The organism is Proteus mirabilis ATCC 29906 (assembly GCF_000160755.1).
Taxonomy (GTDB): domain Bacteria; phylum Pseudomonadota; class Gammaproteobacteria; order Enterobacterales; family Enterobacteriaceae; genus Proteus; species Proteus mirabilis.
This window is the reverse complement of record NZ_GG668583.1, coordinates 171757-191349: the sequence shown is the minus strand read 5'-3', so window position 1 is coordinate 191349 and position 19593 is coordinate 171757. Positions and strand designations below refer to the sequence as shown.

Genomic DNA, 19593 nt, shown 5'->3' with positions numbered 1-19593 from the left:
TGTTATATTTTATATCCATTAAAATATATTTGATTTTTAATCACTAATAACTATTATTAAAACAATAAGTTAACTTTAACATGACAATTAGCTTTATAAAAACCAATAAAATGAATCAAGACAAATAAATATTTTAATTTTTATTTAAATAATATGTATATTAATAATAATAGAAAAGGTAACATCAAAATCAGTTACCTTTCACAATAAAAAAACGTTATAACCCACTTTCTACCGTAAATATTTGCCGATAACCATCAATATCACGCATAAAAGCAATATACTGATCATTAGGTGAAAATACGACTGCGTCACCACTTGGTGCTTGTGCTGTTTTATCAGTTAATCGCGTTAATTCACCTGTTTTAGCATTACATAACATCACACTATTATCACAAATAAAGGTGAGATATTCTCCGCTATAGCTCCAAGTGAATGCAGATTGAATATCCCATTGCTGTGAAGTGACCTGTCTAATCGCTTTGGTAGTTGGCGAAACGGTATATAGCTGGACAACACCATCATCATCTTTCATCAGAAAAGCAATCGCATCTCCTTGCGGTGAACTTCTTAACCAATGACGAGGTTGATTTAAAACACCGGGATATTTTCTATGGTGGGTATTCGTCAAGCGAATTTGTTCAATCCCTTGTGCAGGAGCTGGCATCGTCGTCTCTGTTCCTGCCAGAGGTTTATCACCTTCTAGACTGAAAGCATGATCATCATCTGGCAAATCAACTAAGAAGATATCAGCGACCTTCTCACCACTTTCACTGACCGTATCACCAATAAAAGCAATAGCCCAGCGCTGTTGTGAGCCATCAGCTTTGGTATAACCTTGTTTACCTATCCAACACTCTTCATAGGCTTTATTAATTTCATCACTGCCCTTTTGTGGATAAGCGACTGTTTGGCTTATTAGGGTACAGAAATATTCACCGTCATACTCACGGGGGTGCTTTTTCGCAACTTTAACGGCTTTGAGTGGCACTGCGATTGCAACATTACGTTGATCGAACTCGCGCCCTAACTCATGCATTATGTGATCATTATAAGTAAAGCTTAAACGTGTACCATCAGGGCTAAACACATGCACATGGGTTCCACCACGTAACGCGCCAGCTTGATAAGGCGATGTCAGGGAACAAGCATCAATATTAACTGCACCAAGATCTTCCTGCTCATTAACAATCACACCGCGACGGTGATGAAAATCATAATGCCATAAATCATCGGGATTTTCTGGGCCATGAATAAAAGCATAACGTACCGGTGCCACAGGGCTTATTGTGGCAACCCCAACATGAGCGCCTTGAGTGGCGGTGTAAATTATCTGTTGCTGTTTTGTTTTCGCATGAATTTTTTCTATGGTTAATCCTGTAAAAGATCCACCATTGGGACGTACATCATAAACTAACCACTGGCTATCTGGTGTCCAAACATTTATATTGGTTAACTGATGATGACGACTATCAAATGTAATCTGTTGTTCCTGAAAAGACATAGTTATCCTTATCGGGAAATAAATTTCCACATTATAAAAACTAATTGATTTTACCTGGCACTAAAAAAACTCAGTCGAGACTTTTTCGCAAGGTGATTACTCTACCCTCACTAAACAGTCAAAAAATTAAAAAATCATGTTACTTAGTGTTCTTTATATTATTGGTATTACCGCAGAAGCCATGACAGGGGCACTTGCCGCTGGTCGCCGTAAAATGGATGTTTTTGGCGTTATCATCATTGCATCAGCCACTGCTATTGGTGGTGGTTCAGTAAGAGATATTCTTCTTGGTCACTACCCTTTAGGTTGGGTCAAACACCCTGAGTATATTGTCACAGTAGCTTGTGCTGCGGTGATCACTATTTGGGTCGCCCCCATGATGAAACACCTACGACGCTTATTTCTCATTTTAGACTCCATCGGATTGATGGTTTTTTCTATTATCGGTGCCCAAATTGCACTCGATATGGAATATGGTCCTATTATTGCTGCCATTGCAGCCGTGATCACCGGCGCTTTTGGTGGCGTTTTACGTGATATGCTGTGTAATACCATTCCCCTCGTCTTCCAAAAAGAGATCTATGCGGGTGTCGCATTTGGCGCCGCTTGGCTCTACATGGGATTACTGTTTTACACGCCACTCCCTAAAGATGTCGTGATTATTATTACGCTTGTTGCCGGACTCACGGCTCGGCTACTCGCTATCCGCTATAAGCTTGGCTTACCCGTATTTAATTATGAAAATCAAGATTAGCGAAACGGAGTAATAACAACAGCAATTATTGTAGATTCTGTGGGGTATCTCAAAGTATCATCTCTTTTCTCGATGATGATAAAAGGCAATTCCTATCACTGAGACGTTATTTGTATGTTAATATTGGGCTTACTCAATTTTTCTCTTATTTCAAAACAAAAAAATAGCTGAATTAAGAAAAAAATAGCCCTGTATTAAACAAGGGCACTGTATGTGCTTCGTGGTATGTGTATACTATAGGGGGATTTGCTCCCTAGACATACATTTATATTAATTCTCCAGTCAAATTCAGAAAGTCATCATGATCCAAGGAACACTTTATATTGTTTCCGCTCCAAGCGGTGCGGGTAAATCAAGTCTTATTCAGGCTTTATTAAAAACACAGCCTTTATATGACACACAGGTTTCTGTCTCTCATACTACCCGCCCAATGAGACCAGGAGAAAACCATGGTGAGCATTACTTCTTTGTCACTGAAGAAGAATTTAAAAGTATGATAGCAAGTGGAGATTTTATCGAACACGCTTGTGTGTTTGGTAACTATTACGGTACATCGGGTAAAGTTATCAAACAGATCTTAGCCAGTGGCGTTGATGTCTTTTTAGATATCGATTGGCAAGGTGCGCAGCAGGTACGTAAAAAGATGCCTGAAGCTCGCAGTATTTTTATTCTGCCACCGTCTAAAGAAGAGCTTTACCGCCGACTTCGCGGGCGTGGGCAAGATAGTGAAGAAGTGATTGCTAAACGTATGTCACAAGCTGTGTCTGAAATGGAACATTTTAATGAGTATGACTATTTGCTCATCAATGATGATTTCAATACTGCGCTTGCTGATTTACAATCAATCATTCGCTCAGAAAAATTACGCCTTGATCGTCAAACACTACGACATGGTGATTTAATCAGCAAATTATTGGCAGACTGAGATAAGTTTCAGTATTATGCCCAGTCATTTCGTTAATGGTGGAGTAACACAAATATGGCACGCGTAACCGTTCAAGACGCTGTAGAGAAAATTGGTAACCGTTTTGACCTCGTTCTGGTCGCAGCACGTCGTGCGCGCCAGTTACAAGTTGGCGCTAAAGATCCTTTAGTACCAGAAGAAAATGATAAAATGACGGTTATCGCACTACGCGAAATCGAAGAAGGTTTGATTAACGGTAAAATTCTTGATGCTCGTGAACGTCAAGAGCAGCAAGAGCAAGAAGCCGCAGAATTACAAGCGGTTTCAGCGATTGCGGAAGGTCGTCGTTAATCGTCTCATAAAATAGGGGTAGGTCTGCCTTGTACCTGTTTGAAAGCCTGAATCAAATCGTTCAAAAATACTTGCCACCTGAGCAAGTTGAACAACTCAAAAAAGCCTTTATCGTCGCCAGAGATGCCCACGAGGGACAGACTCGTTCAAGTGGTGAGCCTTATATTACTCACCCTGTGGCGGTTGCCTGTATTCTTGCCGATATGCGATTAGATCATCAAACGCTAATGGCGGCATTGTTGCATGATGTCATTGAAGATACACCTGCGACATTTAAAGATATCGAAACTCTGTTTGGCAGTACGGTGGCAGATCTGGTTGAAGGCGTCTCAAAACTGGATAAATTAAAGTTTCGAGATAAAAAAGAGGCTCAGGCTGAAAACTTTCGCAAAATGATCATGGCGATGGTAAAAGACATTCGCGTTATTTTGATCAAATTGGCAGACCGAACTCACAATATGCGCACGCTGGGTTCACTACGCCCAGATAAACGTCGCCGTATTGCACGCGAAACGCTGGAAATTTATAGTCCTCTTGCTCACCGTTTAGGTATACACCATATTAAAACTGAGCTAGAAGAATTAGGCTTTGAGGCACTACATCCTAATCGCTACCGCGTGATTAAAGAAGTTGTTAAGGCAGCTCGTGGTAACCGTAAAGAGATGATTAATAAAATCCTCTCTGAAATTGAAGGGCGCCTTACAGAAGCGAGTATTCAATGCAAAGTTAACGGTCGCGAAAAACACCTTTATTCCATTTATCGTAAAATGTTGCTAAAAGAGCAACGTTTTCACTCAATTATGGATATTTATGCCTTTCGCGTCATCGTTAAAGATGTCGATACCTGCTATCGCGTGTTAGGCCAAATGCATAGCCTTTATAAACCTCGCCCTGGCCGCGTTAAAGACTATATTGCTATCCCCAAAGCTAATGGTTATCAATCCCTTCACACTTCGCTCATTGGTCCTCATGGTGTCCCTGTTGAAGTACAAATTCGCACCGAAGATATGGATCAAATGGCTGAAATGGGCGTTGCGGCCCATTGGGCTTATAAAGAGCAAGGTGAGCAGCCGGGGACAACAGCCCAAGTCAGAGCACAACGTTGGATGCAAAGTTTACTTGAATTGCAACAAAGTGCAGGTAGCTCTTTTGAATTTATCGAAAACGTGAAATCAGACCTTTTTCCTGATGAAATTTACGTTTTCACCCCAGAAGGTCGCATTGTTGAATTACCAACGGGTGCGACTCCGGTTGATTTTGCTTACGCAGTTCATACTGATATTGGTCATGCTTGTGTCGGTGCAAGGGTTGATAGACAACCTTATCCACTCTCACAGTCTTTACGTACCGGACAGACCGTTGAAATCATTACTGCGCCGGGTGCAAGACCAAATGCGGCTTGGTTAAACTTTGTCGTCAGTTCAAGAGCCCGTTCAAAGATAAGACAGTTGCTCAAAAATCTAAAACGTGAAGACTCTATTAATTTAGGTCGTCGTCTACTTAATCACGCTTTAGGCCATCATAAAGTGGCAGATATTCCGCTAGAAAATATTGAACGAGAGTTGAAGCGCATGAAGCTTCACTCAATGGACGATATTATGGCTGAGATAGGTTTAGGTAATGCGATGAGTGTTGTTGTGGCGCGTAACTTATTGATTGACAACCAACAACAAGAAGAACACACACATCTAAGCATAACCAATGACGAAACACCTAAATTACCTATTAAAGGGGCTGATGGTGTACTTATCTCATTTGCTAAATGTTGTCGCCCTATTCCTGGTGATCCTATTGTTGCGCACATTAGCCCTGGTAAAGGCTTAGTTATTCACCACGAATCTTGTCGTAATATTCGCGGTTATCAAAAAGAGCCAGAAAAATTCATGCCAGTTGAGTGGGATAAAGATATTGATGGTGATTTTATTACCGAAATCAAAGTCGATATGATAAACCATCAAGGTGCATTAGCGAATTTAACCGCAGCAATTAATGACGCTAATTCAAGCATTCAGAGCATGAATACCGAAGAGAAAGATGGACGCGTCTATTGTGCATTTATTCGACTGACAGCCAAAGATCGCATCCAATTAGCCAATATTATGCGTAAACTTCGTATCATGCCTGATGTATTACGTGTCAGCCGTAATAAAAACTAATTATGAATCCAACACGCTATGCCCGCATCTGCCAAATGATGGCGATGCGGCAACCTGATCTCACTGTTTGCCTTGAAGAAGTGCATAAATCTCATAATGTTGCTGCTGTAATACGCACTGCGGACGCGGTGGGGATCCCTAAAATCCATGCTATCTGGCCTGAAGAAAAAATGCGTATGCTGGTTTCTCCCGCAGCGGGCAGTAATAGCTGGGTAAATGTTAATACTCACCCAACCATTGCCGACGCCATCAACACTTTTCGTGCACAAGGCATGCAAGTTCTTGCGACCCATCTCTCAGATAAAGCGGTTGATTTTCGTGAGATTGATTACACACAACCAACCTGTATTATTATGGGGCAAGAAAAAACCGGTATATCACCAGAAGCTATCGCGCTGGCCGATCAAGATATCATTGTACCGATGATGGGTATGGTGCAATCTTTGAATGTTTCTGTGGCGAGTGCATTAATTTTATATGAAGCACAACGCCAACGTCAGGCGGCGGGCATGTATAATCGAACCGAAAGTGCATTAACTGCAGAAGAGCAACAAATTTTACTCTTTGAAGGTGGCTATCCAGTACTTGCTGAAGTTTCTCGTCGTAAAGGACTGCCTCGCCCTTATATTAATGATCGTGGCGAAATTGAAGCACCGGACTCATGGTGGGCAGAAATGCAAATGACACAAAAACAACTTAGGAAATTTAAACTGACGGAGTAACTTTCCCATGAAAGGAAAACTGCTTGATGCAATCCCCTTAACCACTCTTCACGGCGTAGGTGCAAGTCAGGCAGATAAACTGGCCAAAATAGGGTTAGTCACTGTGGAAGACTTATTGCTTCATCTTCCTTTACGCTATGAAGATCAAACCCATCTATATGCCATCAGCGATCTACTTCCTGGTATTCCAGCCACTGTTTCCGGTGAAATCTTAAGAACCGAAGTAAATTTTGGTCGTCGAAAAATGATGACCTGCCAAATTTCTGATGGTTCAGGTATTTTAACCTTACGCTTCTTTAACTTCACGGCAGCCATGAAAAATAACCTTGCTCAGGGTAAGCAAGTTATCGCTTATGGTGAAATAAAACGAGGAAGTCGAGGCCCTGAAATTATTCACCCCGAATACAAAATTAAAGTGGCTGGCTCAGAAGTTAAGTTACAAGAAACGCTTACCCCTATTTATTCAACAACAGAAGGCTTACGCCAGACATCGTTGCGTAAATTAATAGAACAAGCCTTAACCTTACTTGATACTTGTGCCATTAATGAACTGCTTCCTGATCAATTTATTTATGGTTTACCGCCACTCGCTACCGCGTTACGAACCTTACATAATCCTCCCCCTGATATTGCGTTTGCTGAACTTGAAAAGGGGCAACATCCTGCACAAAAACGGCTGATTATTGAAGAATTATTGGCGCATAACTTAGGTATGCTTAATGCTCGGGCAGGAGCACAATCTTATCGTGCAGAACCCTTATTAATGCCACATGGCTCAACATTACGTGAACAATTTCTTGCAACATTGCCCTTTACACCCACCACAGCACAACAGCGCGTCGTCAATGAAATAGAACAAGATCTAGAAAAAAATTATCCTATGATGCGCCTAATTCAAGGAGATGTTGGCTCAGGTAAAACCTTAGTTGCTGCACTAAGTGCATTAAGAGCGATAGCCAATGGTAAACAAGTGGCTTTAATGGCGCCCACTGAGTTACTAGCGGAGCAACATGCCCTCACCTTTAGAAAATGGTTTGAGCCTTTTGGTATTCAAGTGGGGTGGTTGGCTGGCAAACAAAAAGGTAAAGCGCGAGAAGCACAACAAAATGCAATAGCTAATGGTGAGGTTTCCATCATTATTGGCACTCACGCCATTTTTCAAGAGCAAGTTAAGTTTCACTCTCTCGCATTAGTCATTATCGATGAGCAACATCGCTTTGGAGTACATCAACGCCTTGCATTATGGAAAAAAGGCGAAGAGCAAGGCTTTCATCCACACCAATTGGTGATGACCGCAACCCCCATTCCTCGAACACTGGCGATGACCGCTTACGCGGATATGGATACCTCCATTATCGATGAGCTACCTCCTGGTAGAACCCCAGTAACGACAGTGGCTATCCCTGACACTCGGCGAAATGACATCATTGAACGTATCAGGGTGGCTTGTAGCGAAGAAAATCGCCAAGCCTATTGGGTTTGTACGTTAATTGAAGACTCCGAAGTCCTTGAAGCACAAGCAGCACAAGTTATTTATGATGAGCTGACGATTGCCTTACCGGAAATCAAGATTGGATTGGTTCATGGTCGAATGAAGCCGGCAGAAAAACAGGCGGTGATGGCCGACTTTAAAGAAAACAAACTACAGCTTTTGGTCGCAACGACCGTGATAGAAGTCGGAGTAGATGTACCTAATGCCAGTTTAATGATCATTGATAACCCTGAACGATTAGGTCTTGCACAATTACATCAGTTACGAGGGCGTGTTGGTCGAGGTGCAATGGCTTCCCATTGTGTCTTATTATATAAAACGCCTTTAACTCAAACTGCTCGTTTACGTTTACAAGTGCTCAGAGACAGTAATGATGGCTTTGTTATTGCACAAAAAGATCTCGAGATAAGAGGACCAGGTGAACTATTAGGAACTAAGCAGACGGGCAATGCACAATTTAAAGTCGCAGACTTATTACGCGATCAGGCGCTTATTCCTGAAGTACAACGTATTGCTCGTTATTTACATCAACATTATCCTAAGCATTCGCAAGCGTTAATAGAACGCTGGCTACCTGCAAAGACCCAATATAGCCAAGCTTAAACGACACCGTTTAAATGGCTTAGAGCGCACTTGAGGGCTTAATACTTGTTATAAAAGAAAACGGCACAGACTTATCTGTGCCGTTCTCATTCGAACTAGATGAACACTGTCATCACCCTGCTATAGGCGTAAAGAATGGTAGCATCAGATACAATTTGATCACTATCGCATTCACTATATCAATAAAGAATGCACCGACCATCGGAACAACTAAGAATGCAAGATGAGAAGGACCAAAACGATCTGTCACAGCTTGCATATTAGCGATAGCCGTTGGCGTAGCGCCTAAACCGAAACCACAGTGACCCGCTGCCAAAATTGCCGCATCATAATTTTTACCCATAACACGGAAAGTGACAAAAATTGCATACAATGCCATTACTGCCGCTTGAACACCGAGAATAACCAACATAGGTATTGCCAGTGATGCCAGCTCCCATAATTTTAAGCTCATCAGCGCCATCGCTAAAAATAACGATAAGCTAACGTTACCTAAAACAGAAACGGCTCTATCAAATACACGATAAAAACCGAGCATTGATAGACTATTACTTAAAATAACGCCAATGAACAGTACACACACAAAGGTAGGTAATGAGAAAGCCGTACCTTCTAGTAACTGAGATAAGAAAGTCCCTGCCATTAAACAGATAGAAATCATCGCAATGGTTTCCAATAACACCATTGAAGTGATCATTCTCCCCGTAGCGGGTTTCTCAAAGGCTGTAGGCATTTCATGATCATCACTGCCTGCGCCTGGGGTTGGAATGTTACGAATTAAATAACGCGCAACAGGGCCACCAATTAATCCACCTAACACTAAACCAAAGGTTGCACAAGCCATAGCCACTTCAGAGGCACTCATAAAGCCGTAGCTTTCAACGAATGTTTTCCCCCAAGCGGCACCCGTTCCATGACCACCTGATAAGGTAATAGAACCGGCTAATAATCCCATAAGAGGATCAAGGCCTAGCATTTCTGCTAATGCAATACCTACTGTGTTTTGAACTAAAAGTAATCCAACGACCACAAACACAAAAATAAACAGCGCTTTTCCTCCCGCTTTTAAGCTGGCAAGGTTCGCGTTTAAACCAATTGTTGCAAAAAAAGCGAGCATCAGTGGATCTTTTAAGGAGAGATCAAAGCTAATTTCCCAGTCCATAAATGATTTTAATGCAAGTAAAAGAGCTGCAACAAGTAACCCACCTGCAACGGGTTCTGGGATCGTATACCGTTCTAAAAAAGGAACAGATTTCACTAACTTACGTCCGAGTAAAAGAACCAAAGTGGCCGCGACTAGCGTGCCATAAACATCGAGATGATACATTTATGTACCCCGTCTTATTTGTTAATTTTGTATAAAAAAACTACGACGCTAAGTTCATCCATGAACAACGCCAAAAGCAGGTATACCCCGATTAGAAAAAAAAACGACGATAAACACAAGTTAAAACATATAAAAATGTGAGCGCCTCTTATGCATTTTGATAACATCAATTTTACGCAAACGATTGCTTTTGTGGCGCAGATCATTAAAATACGCTTTTTGCCAGATAAGAAATTCACATCATGGTTACTTCAGAAAATCGTAATTTGTCACAAAGTAGTCAGATTTCGCCCCAAAAAACGAGTGAGCTTCTATTCGCTTTAGAAGAAAAGCCCCCATTACCACAAACACTATTTGCGGCTTGTCAGCATCTATTAGCCATGTTTGTCGCCGTAATAACCCCTGCTATCTTAATTTGCCAAGCATTAGGGTTACCTGCACATGACACTCAACGCATTATCAGTATGTCATTATTCGCCTCAGGTATTGCATCACTGATCCAAATTCGAGCTTGGGGTCCCGTAGGTTCAGGTTTATTATCAATTCAAGGCACCAGTTTTAATTTTGTGGCTCCTCTGATTATGGGGGGATTGGCATTAAAAAATGGTGGCGCGGATATTCCAACAATGATGGCGGCTCTATTTGGCACTTTAATGGTTGCTTCACTTACCGAAGTGCTATTATCGCGTTTTTTACATTTAGCTCGCCGGATTATCACACCATTGGTATCAGGAATTGTGGTGATGATTATCGGCCTTTCTTTAATTCAAGTTGGGCTTACTTCTATTGGTGGTGGTTACGCCGCTATTGAAAGTAACACCTTTGGCTCACCTAAAAACCTTTTATTAGCGGGTTCGGTATTAGTGGTTATTATTTTACTTAACCGTCAAAGAAACCCTTATTTACGTGTCGCTTCTTTAGTGATTGCTATGGCTGTCGGTTATATTTTGGCATGGTGGCTAGATATGCTACCTACACCGCCTGAACAACAAGAAACACCGATTATCACCGTACCAGAACCTTTCTATTATGGCCTCTCATTTGATTGGCATTTACTTATCCCACTAATGCTGGTGTTTATGATCACCTCATTAGAAACCATTGGTGATATTACTGCCACCTCAGATGTTTCAGAACAACCCGTCAGTGGGCCACTTTATATGAAACGCATTAAAGGGGGCGTATTAGCAAATGGATTGAACTCTATGGTTTCTGCGTTTTTTAATACCTTTCCAAACTCCTGTTTTGGGCAAAATAACGGCGTTATTCAATTAACAGGTGTGGCAAGTCGCTATGTGGGCTATGTCGTAGCAGCCATGTTGATTATTTTAGGGTTATTTCCCTCTGTGGCAGAATTTGTACAACGAATTCCTGAACCTGTACTGGGAGGGGCAACGCTTGTTATGTTTGGTACTATCGCTGCATCTGGGGTGCGTATCGTCTCTAAAGAGGCGCTAAATCGTCGTGCTATTATGATCCTCGCCATCTCTTTGGCCGTAGGACTTGGGGTATCACAGCAACCTCAAATATTACAGTTTGCACCAGATTGGCTAAAAACATTACTGTCATCCGGTATTGCTGCAGGCGGTCTAACCGCTATTATTTTAAACCTGATTTTTCCACCCGAAAAATAATAGCTGAAACACAATCCGGCGCTATTTCACTCTTTGATCGGAATAGCGCATTTAATAAATTGATTAATAACATTATTTAATTATTACTTAAGGCAATAAAATTATTATTTACTTTTAGGCAAGAATATCGGCTAGATAAAAGAGAATGTCATAATTACTCTTTTATTGATGAATACTTGAGCAAAAGTCAATTTTCAGGCATAACTGTATGATGTTTTGATGGAGTATAAAACAGGAGAAAGGTTATGCGCTGGCTGATAAAAAGTTTGGTATCTCTGATACTTATCGTTATTTTATTTATTATTGTGATTTATGCCTTTCTTCAAACACAATGGGGTGCGCAAAAAACCAGTGAATGGTTAACACAGTATAGTGATTATGACATTCGCTTTTCCGGTATTGAACATGATTTAACTCAACCAGAACAAATTGTTGTTTATGATCTGTCCATTAACCCCAAACAAGATAAAACCGCCGTATTAGCCCAATCAGCACAACTTAGGTTTAACTGGCAATTTTTTACTACGCCGTCTCATCTGCAAAAAATTACTTTAGAGAATGGTAAAATTATTTTAGCTAATAAAATAGCTCCCCTTCCTGTTAGTGCAGATATTCTCCAGTTTAAAAATATGCAGTTAGATAGCATGCCAACATCTAGCACAACATTCACCTTTAGCGCTAACAAAATAACGGGAGGTATCACACCTTGGAAACCTACATCGACCGATCCTATTGGTGCGGGGCATTTTCAGTTTTCCATTGCTGATGGCATGATAGGAAAAAATAGCTTTAATAATTTTATTGTTGCTGGCGAATATCAACCAAATCGTATTTTGATTGAAAAATTAGCCACCCAGTTCCTTAATGGCTCACTCTCTTTATCAGGCCAATATCAAGATAACCAATGGCAACTTAATGATGTTTACTTAACCGGACTGCGTTGGCAATCCACAAAAACCTTAGAAGAGTTACAACAATCATTAAGTCAATCTCCAGTAATGACTATCAAGCAATTGAACATTGTTGATTTTACTGCCGAAGGGAAACAGTGGGCAATAAGTGGATTGGCTGGGCAGTTTTCTCAAATTGCGTGGAATAATAGCCTATCACTGACATCCGGTGAGCTAAACACCGATGATATTGTGTATAAAAATCAACATGTCACTGATGTGATCGCTAAGTTAAATCAGCAAGATAATTTATTTAACATAGATAATTTAAGCTTACGCTATGAAAAAGGGCTAATAAAACTAGCAGGACAATGGAACAGCGAGACAAAGACTTTAAATATTGAAGATGCAACACTCTCAGGTATTTTATATACCCTACCTGAGCAATGGCTCTCCTTCTTTGCTAAACCTATTGAGCAAGATGTGAAGAGTATCAATATTAAGCAGTTATCATTAAACCAATCTATCCTCATTGATATTAATCCCCTCTTTCCTTTTCAATTTACCGGCCTAACAGGCCAACTGAAAAATTTAATCATCGCCAAAGATGGGCAATGGGGATTATGGCAAGGCACCGCGACGTTAAGTGCTGATAGTGGTACATTAAATGGCGTAGAGCTTCGCCGCCCTGACATAACATTAATGACACAACAAGATACTGCCATTATTCCACAGTTTTCTGCTTTCGTAGATAAAGGCATCGTGCGTGGCTCTGCTGCATTAGAACAAAACAATAACCAAAGACTATTTTCTCTTATCGTCAATGGGCTGAATGTGCCCCTCTCTTTGCCTAATAATATGGGTTGGAAATTATCGCAACCTACCGATGAAACAGGACAATTTACCTTAAAACTGAAAGGCAACTTAGCCGCTGACGCTGTTATACCGACCTTAAATGGTACATTAATAGGTAAAAAAGATGACCAAACGCCTATCGATGACAGGATGCAAGACGGCGAAATAATAAATAATTTATCCTTTTGATGGTTTAGCAGGCGCATAGATTGCGCCTGCTGCAAAAAGCGTTACAATGCAGACTCTTTCTATTTTCTTATTGCGGAGTTTTCATGTCTGATGACAATTTTTCCCTGCCAACAATCACTCTTGATGAATTTCAGCAAGCACCCTTAACCGCACTTGAAAATAGTAGTAGTGTCGAAGTGTGTGATAATAACCAAACTCCGTTATTTTATTGCCTATCAAAACAGGATTATGACACGCTAATGGGGCGTATTATGGATGCAGAATTAGCCGCCATTGTACTTGAACGTCGCCAAAAGAAACTCGATGAACTGGATTTAGAGTGATTGATTGCACTGAGGAATAAAGCGGGATAAGCGCTAATTTCTCCCGCTATAGGCGCTTATTTAACTCAGAATTATAAAAGAAACAAACTAACGTTTTTTCTTTTTACGCCCTGGTTGTGCAAAGCGTTTACGCGTATTATTTTCCGTCTCTTTGGCTTTTGTTTTCGGAATATGGATCCCTAACGCTTTCGCATTACTACTTATCTGTTTCTTAGGTTTATTTTGCTTCTGTTTAGGGGCTTCAGAGCTTGATGCTTCAATAGCATCAAATAGCTTTATCAGCTCATCATCCGTTAAGTCACGCCATTCCCCGACAGGTAATCCCGCCAAACTAACATTCATAATACGGATACGTTCAAGCTTGGTGACTTCATAACCAAAATATTCACACATACGACGAATTTGACGGTTTAGACCTTGTACTAAGGTGATACGAAATACCATTGCGGCTTCTTTTTTCACCTTACATTTCTTGGTTTTTTGTCCCAGAATAGGAACACCCGCCCCCATACCGCGAATAAATTCATCAGTAATGGGTTTATCAACCGTGACCAAATACTCTTTTTCATGGGAGTTACCCGCTCGTAAGATTTTATTGACCAGATCACCATGGTTAGTCAAAAAAATCAGTCCCTGAGAATCTTTATCTAAACGACCAATTGGGAAAACACGGGTGCTATGGTTAACATAATCAACAATATTATCTTTCTCACCTTCATCTGTGGTACTGACGATACCTACAGGTTTATTCAGTGCAATCAACACCAGCTCAGAATTATCTTGCGCTTCAATTAATCGTCCATTCACTTTCACTTCATCGCCAGCCGTTACGCGATCGCCAATGCCTGCGCGCTTACCATTGATAAGAACCAGACCTTGCTCGATATAACGGTCGGCTTCACGACGTGAACAGATACCGCTTTCACTGATATATTTATTAAGACGAGTAGATAAATTGGTGTCCATGCTTCCCTCCGTAAACTGCGGAATATACCTCAATTAAGTGACGATAGAAACACTATTAGGTAGACACTAAAGCAGAGATTTCTCACTCCCCATTTCCATGATAAGAAAAAGGTAGAAAAAAAGAGAGATAAAAACAATAAATAACTTAATTTTCAATTAAATAGAGATTTATTATTTAGCACTGTTTATTTTGTGAGGGTAACACAATGTAAGTGCCGCTAAAAACCGCCCCCGTTCCTTCATCACCACAAATATCAACATCTAACTTAATACGTGCTTTGCTTCCTTTCGCTAATCGTCCTAAATCACCACTTAAATTTTCCATATCAGCAACGGCTGACGGCCGACCAGAGACTGGTTTACGATAACGAATATGCGCATCCACCAGCACAATATCGCCTTGCAGTTTATGCTCTTGCATTAACAACCAAATCAGCCCCCAACCGGTCAGTGTTGCTAAAGAAAACTGGCTACCGGCAAAAATAGTATGGTGTGGGTTTTGATTACCGGATTCAGGGATCGTGGTATAAAAACGGGTGCCCGTATATTGCGTAATACGTAACCCCATTTTTTCACTTAGGGGGATATGCTGATGCCACTGTTTTTGTAACTCCGCACACCAATCAGGACGATGGAGAATATCATCTAATGATTCAATACTTTTTTTCATAAAGTAATGTTTGATCGGGGTAGTTTGAGGACCTGTGACTAAACCACAATTCTCATAACCTAATTTTTCAAAGAAACGAACAGACTCTTCTCTGGCGCTACAAACAATACGCTTTACCCCTTCTTGGCGAGCTAAAGACTCTAACGCCATGGCAACTAAAGAGCCTAATCCTTTACCTTGAGCATCCTCACGTACCGCCATAAAGCGGATTGCACCTTCATTATCGGCATTTATATAGAGACGACCAATAGCAACGGGTTGCCCACTGTCATCAACCACCATCTGGTGATGCGCTAAGGTATCATAACCATCTTTTTCGGAGCCTTCGGGCTGATGTAACGGTTTACGAAGCATTTCCCAACGAAAAGTATAATAAGCTGCTAATTCTGCTTGCGTCTTAGGGGTTCGTAAATGATACATAGTAAGCTCCTATTATAATTCAACTAGACCTGCAACCAGAATGTCACTGGGCCATCATTAGTCAGGGTGACCTGCATATCGGCGGCAAATTGCCCTGTTTGGGTTTCTAAACCTTGTTGCTTACACTGCTCAACAAAATAGTGATATAAATTTTCAGCCATTTCAGGAGGCGCTCCGTTAGAAAAACCCGGTCTCATCCCTTTTTGGGTTTCAGCGGCCAGTGTAAATTGCGATACGACTAATAGGCTACCACCTGCTTGTTGTACATTCAGATTCATTTTGTCATTTTCATCACTGAAAATACGATAACCACACACTTTTTCACACAATCTTTTTGCTTTCTGTTGGTTATCGTCTTTTTCTACTCCTAATAGCACGAGTAAGCCGTGATTAATGGCACCAACAGTCACACCGGCAATATCGACTTTCGCTTGTGTCACTCTTTGGATTAACGCAATCATACTGTATTCCTGATTAACACCGAATATGTGTTTATAAAAAAAGGATAACAAATTCAATTAATTGTTATCCTATTACAACGTTATTCTGTTACTGGGAGAGTAAAATCATGATCTTTAAAGTATTCAACAACCGTATTTTTATCTACGACATGAACACCTTGAATACCTAACGCAATGGCTGCATCGACATTAGTTTGTAAATCGTCAAAGAAGACAGCATCTTGTGCTTCAACGCCTTCGGACTGTAGCACATATTTATACACTTCAGGATCTGGCTTTCTCATACCGATATCTTGGGATAAATAGAGAAAATCCGCTGAAGCGGCAATTTCAGGATAGTGCTGAGGCCAATAATCTTGATGTAATCGATTAGTATTTGACAATACCACCACACGATGACCTTGCTCTCTTAGCTTATTCATTATATCTATGACTTCTGGGCGAACAGCGATAAAAATAGCCTGCCATCCTTCCGCAAACTGTTCAAAACTCAGTCCAATACCAAGCTCAGCACAGACAGCTTCTGCAAATTCTATATCCGTAATATTGCCTCGTTCGTGTAATTTAAAGGTTTCCCCAGTCGTAAAATTATCTTTTATACTGGCTAATGGAACCCCACTGAGTTTACTCCACACGGCAAAAACACGATTGAAATCAATATCGATAATCACATTACCCATATCAAAGATATAAAGCATAAATTCTCTCCATAATAGAAAACTCGTTTTACTTTAATCATAAATTGCTTGAGTGAATAGGCTTAAACGATAAAAAATACCATATTCACACCTAATTTTTTGAAAAACATAAAACCAGAAGGGGAAGAGACGAAAAATAAGACGAGAAGCATCCTTATCTATAAAGGAATTGCCATGTGATGATAAGGTACTCTCTCCCCATTTATTTTCCTATGATTTTAAAATCATCATGCAACTGTGCCCAATGTAATACTAATTTCTCTTTATGCTCATCAAGCATTTAAAATGCCATGTAGCTGAATATTAAGGCCTTCCACTTTCTCGATTTGTTTATTCATACCTTATTCCTCTGTTTTAAACCAAAAGTCGAGATCATCCCCATCATCTTTCAAATCAATTTCGCTTTTATTCGCTATCACAGTACTTGCAATCATAGGGTTTATATTAGAATTTTTAGCCTTAATTGATAACTCTAAATCTAGTCCTTCTAATACTCTTAATAAGGTTGATAGTTTTAAATCACTTCCTGATTCTATACGTTGGTATTGTTGCTGTTTCATACCGATACGTAGATACATATCTTTTTGCTCAATACCTAATTTTTTACGTTGTTCCGCTATTAAATTAGCAATTTCATTAATAGTCTTCATAATTAACTCTAAACCATTTCAGTGATTACATTAGCATTATATACAACATTTTAGTTGTATATAAACAAAAAACAACTTATAAATTGTATACAGCAATAAAAACAACTTTCAAGTTGTATATAAGACAAGAAACAACACTTGAGTTGTAAATGGAAATCAAGGAATGAAAAATAACAAAAGCTAGCATTATAGGTATATCAGCGCATTATCCGAACTCACTTATTCATGCTAATGCACAACCATATGAAGATATTACTATTAGATATGAAAGTATATCTTGGGATCACATTTGTGCAGGAATGTCAGGTGATAGTATTAGTCAAAACATTTAAGATTTCTCAACAAAAAGTGATGTGGTTCTTGATTTTTCATCAATAGATATTTTTATATGTATATTATCTTTAACCCATCGCTCTTCTTTATAGAAATCATCATATGTAGAGGTGAATCCATTTTTAGATAGATTATCAATAAGAGCTATGTTCTTTTCAGGTTTTATATTAAAAAAAATAACATCATTGGACTCATTTGAATTTCCATCTATGGGTCTATAGATAATGATATATTCATCTGATATAAAATCTATTTTTTTGACCTCATCAAAAGTGTATAGGTAATAATAAACGAAATTTAACTTGGTATATTCTCTGTCACCAGGAAACATCAGTAAAATGATGGTCGTCATTAAAGATAAAATCAATAATATTGGAAAAATAAAAAATTTATTCAATTTTAATCCATTCACTTTCAGCTCCAATGTTTATTCCTGTTGTATCTTTTACATGAATTAAAATACTATTATTTCTAATATCTTCTATCGGTTTTACGCGATCCAAATAGCATGGTAATGAAACGAAGTAAGGTCTTGCATTATTTGGATAAATAGCTGGATCAGGAAAAATTAACGGTTTGAAAAGCTTATTTTTATATTTACCAATAGAGCCGTAATAATCCCAGCGACGATAAGCCTCTTCTTTACTTAATACTGTTAAATATGTCATTGGGTCTACGTCACTAACTGCTCTGTAAAATCCTAATAAGTTTGATATGCAATCCTCTCCACTATAACCACTATCCGTAAACCAACTAAAAGGAAAAGAATCTTGAAGAGATTCAAATTTATGAGTGGTATACATAATAATAGTAAGAGCTACTCTCTTTTTATCATTATCTGATAATCCTCTTCTAACCTTCCATCGAGTTATTTTTGACACCCCATAACTTCTTCCTCTTCCCATGTATTGAGTGTACTTCAAGGTAAAATATGGCTCTTTAGTACTATAGTCTCCTGCAGTTAGAACACTCATTAAAGTGGATGCATCTTCACCTTTTGCATGGCCTTTATCTATCCATCCAATTTCTTTGGTATAGATAAGTCTGCCTCCATCAATATCTGATCTTTTTGTCATTATCACTCATCTTTTGTTATTGCAATTTAGTTTCAGATAAGACCCATTATGTTAAACGGCCTAGTTAGTTAGTGAAAACTGCCCATTTATCTCTAATTCCCCATCAAAACAATTTTAAGCAACAAACGCATCTCATAATACCAAATCTGTATTGGCAGTTTAGCACAGTTTCTGTTGGTTTTTGGGTGGTTCTGAGCATCTCTTTTTTAAACTTAAAAATGCGATTAACGTTTTTAAAAGTAGTCAATGATTTATGAGATATCGGATGAAAGCGAAAAAAGTAAAACCCGAGACTGAGATGCGCAAATGAAAAAGGCTCAACCAAATGGTCAAAAGGAAAAATCGGTTTAGTCCGGCGCAAATAGAACTATGGAAAAAGGAGCAAGAAGACCAAGAACAACGAGATGCCTGGCTTACTGAAAGTGAAGAGGCGATAAAACGTCATATGAAAGACTTATAGCATTTAGCATAAAAACCTAATGCCTCAATGTGGTACTAATCAAAACAGAGCGAAGCGACAGCATCTTCCTGTCTTTGCTTTTCTCTATGATTCGGTTATTGTGCCTTAGCTCGTGCAACTAGCTAAGTTGGGTACTTCTGGTTAGGTTGGGCTTC

Annotated in this window: 19 protein-coding genes; 10 read left to right on the top strand and 9 right to left on the bottom strand. The window is 39.6% G+C overall.

Going from position 1 to position 19593, the window contains the following annotated elements; all coding sequences use genetic code 11:
- Positions 1–217: 217 nt before the first annotated feature.
- The gene (locus tag HMPREF0693_RS16810; protein WP_004246824.1) at positions 218–1504 is read right to left on the bottom strand and encodes a YidR family protein; all 1287 of its coding nucleotides are present in this window, start codon (positions 1502–1504) and stop codon (positions 218–220) included.
- A gap of 136 nt (positions 1505–1640) precedes the next feature.
- On the opposite strand from HMPREF0693_RS16810, the gene HMPREF0693_RS16805 reads away from it, so the two are divergent.
- From HMPREF0693_RS16805 to recG, 6 genes are all read left to right on the top strand, one after another.
- Positions 1641–2258 carry a trimeric intracellular cation channel family protein gene (locus HMPREF0693_RS16805; RefSeq protein WP_004246822.1) on the top strand — a complete coding sequence of 206 codons (618 nt, stop codon included), beginning with the start codon at positions 1641–1643 and terminating at the stop codon, positions 2256–2258.
- Positions 2259–2559: 301 nt separating this feature from the next.
- Entirely contained in the window at positions 2560–3183 is a 624-nt protein-coding gene (gmk, locus tag HMPREF0693_RS16800) for a guanylate kinase (protein WP_004246821.1), read from the top strand.
- A 54-nt stretch (positions 3184–3237) separates the two neighbouring features.
- Complete coding sequence (gene rpoZ / locus HMPREF0693_RS16795; protein WP_004246820.1) at positions 3238–3513, top strand: DNA-directed RNA polymerase subunit omega; 276 nt, start codon at positions 3238–3240, stop codon at positions 3511–3513.
- A 29-nt stretch (positions 3514–3542) separates the two neighbouring features.
- Positions 3543–5669, top strand: coding sequence for a bifunctional GTP diphosphokinase/guanosine-3',5'-bis pyrophosphate 3'-pyrophosphohydrolase (spoT, locus tag HMPREF0693_RS16790; RefSeq protein ID WP_004246819.1), 2127 nt, complete (start codon positions 3543–3545; stop codon positions 5667–5669).
- 2 nt (positions 5670–5671) lie between these two features.
- Positions 5672–6391: a tRNA (guanosine(18)-2'-O)-methyltransferase TrmH gene (gene trmH / locus HMPREF0693_RS16785; protein WP_004246818.1), complete on the top strand. Its 720-nt coding sequence runs from the start codon at positions 5672–5674 to the stop codon at positions 6389–6391.
- 7 nt (positions 6392–6398) lie between these two features.
- Entirely contained in the window at positions 6399–8486 is a 2088-nt protein-coding gene (gene recG, locus HMPREF0693_RS16780; RefSeq protein ID WP_004246817.1) for an ATP-dependent DNA helicase RecG, read from the top strand.
- 112 nt (positions 8487–8598) lie between these two features.
- On the opposite strand, the gene gltS is transcribed toward recG, so the two are convergent.
- Positions 8599–9813, bottom strand: a complete 1215-nt coding sequence (gltS, locus tag HMPREF0693_RS16775; RefSeq protein WP_004246816.1) for a sodium/glutamate symporter — start codon at positions 9811–9813, stop codon at positions 8599–8601.
- A gap of 242 nt (positions 9814–10055) precedes the next feature.
- Between gltS and HMPREF0693_RS16770 the strand changes: the two genes are divergently transcribed.
- The 3 genes from HMPREF0693_RS16770 (at position 10056) to HMPREF0693_RS16760 (ending at position 13704) form a co-directional block, all read left to right on the top strand.
- Positions 10056–11447, top strand: a complete 1392-nt coding sequence (locus tag HMPREF0693_RS16770) for a uracil-xanthine permease family protein (protein ID WP_004246815.1) — start codon at positions 10056–10058, stop codon at positions 11445–11447.
- A gap of 245 nt (positions 11448–11692) precedes the next feature.
- Positions 11693–13381, top strand: coding sequence for an AsmA family protein (locus tag HMPREF0693_RS16765; protein ID WP_004246814.1), 1689 nt, complete (start codon positions 11693–11695; stop codon positions 13379–13381).
- Positions 13382–13464: 83 nt separating this feature from the next.
- The gene (locus HMPREF0693_RS16760) at positions 13465–13704 is read left to right on the top strand and encodes a hypothetical protein (RefSeq protein WP_004246813.1); all 240 of its coding nucleotides are present in this window, start codon (positions 13465–13467) and stop codon (positions 13702–13704) included.
- Between the two features lie 87 nt (positions 13705–13791).
- Here the strand turns inward: HMPREF0693_RS16760 and rluF are convergent, their stop codons facing one another.
- The 7 genes from rluF to HMPREF0693_RS19605 all read right to left on the bottom strand — a co-directional run bounded on the left by rluF (position 13792) and on the right by HMPREF0693_RS19605 (position 18978).
- A complete protein-coding gene (gene rluF / locus HMPREF0693_RS16755) occupies positions 13792–14670 on the bottom strand; it encodes a 23S rRNA pseudouridine(2604) synthase RluF (protein ID WP_004246812.1) in 879 nt (292 codons plus the stop codon).
- Between the two features lie 175 nt (positions 14671–14845).
- Positions 14846–15760, bottom strand: coding sequence for a fatty acid biosynthesis protein FabY (gene fabY, locus HMPREF0693_RS16750; protein WP_004246811.1), 915 nt, complete (start codon positions 15758–15760; stop codon positions 14846–14848).
- A 23-nt stretch (positions 15761–15783) separates the two neighbouring features.
- Complete coding sequence (gene dtd, locus HMPREF0693_RS16745) at positions 15784–16221, bottom strand: D-aminoacyl-tRNA deacylase (protein WP_004246810.1); 438 nt, start codon at positions 16219–16221, stop codon at positions 15784–15786.
- Between the two features lie 80 nt (positions 16222–16301).
- Positions 16302–16919 carry a glucose-1-phosphatase gene (gene yihX / locus HMPREF0693_RS16740; RefSeq protein ID WP_004246809.1) on the bottom strand — a complete coding sequence of 206 codons (618 nt, stop codon included), beginning with the start codon at positions 16917–16919 and terminating at the stop codon, positions 16302–16304.
- 341 nt (positions 16920–17260) lie between these two features.
- A complete protein-coding gene (locus HMPREF0693_RS16735; RefSeq protein WP_004246808.1) occupies positions 17261–17569 on the bottom strand; it encodes a helix-turn-helix domain-containing protein in 309 nt (102 codons plus the stop codon).
- A gap of 328 nt (positions 17570–17897) precedes the next feature.
- On the bottom strand, positions 17898–18314 hold the full coding sequence (locus HMPREF0693_RS16730; protein WP_004246806.1) for a hypothetical protein: 417 nt from the start codon (positions 18312–18314) through the stop codon (positions 17898–17900).
- On the bottom strand, positions 18292–18978 hold the full coding sequence (locus HMPREF0693_RS19605) for a hypothetical protein (RefSeq protein ID WP_004246804.1): 687 nt from the start codon (positions 18976–18978) through the stop codon (positions 18292–18294). Before HMPREF0693_RS19605 ends, HMPREF0693_RS16730 begins: the two co-directional genes overlap by 23 nt.
- Positions 18979–19303: 325 nt before the next feature.
- Between HMPREF0693_RS19605 and HMPREF0693_RS19710 the strand changes: the two genes are divergently transcribed.
- Complete coding sequence (locus tag HMPREF0693_RS19710) at positions 19304–19438, top strand: hypothetical protein (RefSeq protein ID WP_004246803.1); 135 nt, start codon at positions 19304–19306, stop codon at positions 19436–19438.
- Positions 19439–19593 lie beyond the last annotated feature (155 nt).

Bases quoted from the DNA above. Each gene is read 5' to 3' on its own strand.
- HMPREF0693_RS16770 (WP_004246815.1), top strand. From the start codon at position 10,056: ATGGTTACTTCAGAAAATCGTAATTTGTCACAAAGTAGTCAGATTTCG.
- HMPREF0693_RS16805 (WP_004246822.1), top strand. From the start codon at position 1,641: ATGTTACTTAGTGTTCTTTATATTATTGGTATTACCGCAGAAGCCATG.
- rpoZ (WP_004246820.1), top strand. From the start codon at position 3,238: ATGGCACGCGTAACCGTTCAAGACGCTGTAGAGAAAATTGGTAACCGT.
- HMPREF0693_RS16810 (WP_004246824.1), bottom strand. From the start codon at position 1,504: ATGTCTTTTCAGGAACAACAGATTACATTTGATAGTCGTCATCATCAG.
- rluF (WP_004246812.1), bottom strand. From the start codon at position 14,670: ATGGACACCAATTTATCTACTCGTCTTAATAAATATATCAGTGAAAGC.
- trmH (WP_004246818.1), top strand. From the start codon at position 5,672: ATGAATCCAACACGCTATGCCCGCATCTGCCAAATGATGGCGATGCGG.
- HMPREF0693_RS16735 (WP_004246808.1), bottom strand. From the start codon at position 17,569: ATGAAGACTATTAATGAAATTGCTAATTTAATAGCGGAACAACGTAAA.
- HMPREF0693_RS16760 (WP_004246813.1), top strand. From the start codon at position 13,465: ATGTCTGATGACAATTTTTCCCTGCCAACAATCACTCTTGATGAATTT.
- HMPREF0693_RS16765 (WP_004246814.1), top strand. From the start codon at position 11,693: ATGCGCTGGCTGATAAAAAGTTTGGTATCTCTGATACTTATCGTTATT.
- recG (WP_004246817.1), top strand. From the start codon at position 6,399: ATGAAAGGAAAACTGCTTGATGCAATCCCCTTAACCACTCTTCACGGC.
- gltS (WP_004246816.1), bottom strand. From the start codon at position 9,813: ATGTATCATCTCGATGTTTATGGCACGCTAGTCGCGGCCACTTTGGTT.
- fabY (WP_004246811.1), bottom strand. From the start codon at position 15,760: ATGTATCATTTACGAACCCCTAAGACGCAAGCAGAATTAGCAGCTTAT.
- yihX (WP_004246809.1), bottom strand. From the start codon at position 16,919: ATGCTTTATATCTTTGATATGGGTAATGTGATTATCGATATTGATTTC.
- gmk (WP_004246821.1), top strand. From the start codon at position 2,560: ATGATCCAAGGAACACTTTATATTGTTTCCGCTCCAAGCGGTGCGGGT.
- HMPREF0693_RS19710 (WP_004246803.1), top strand. From the start codon at position 19,304: ATGGTCAAAAGGAAAAATCGGTTTAGTCCGGCGCAAATAGAACTATGG.
- dtd (WP_004246810.1), bottom strand. From the start codon at position 16,221: ATGATTGCGTTAATCCAAAGAGTGACACAAGCGAAAGTCGATATTGCC.
- HMPREF0693_RS19605 (WP_004246804.1), bottom strand. From the start codon at position 18,978: ATGACAAAAAGATCAGATATTGATGGAGGCAGACTTATCTATACCAAA.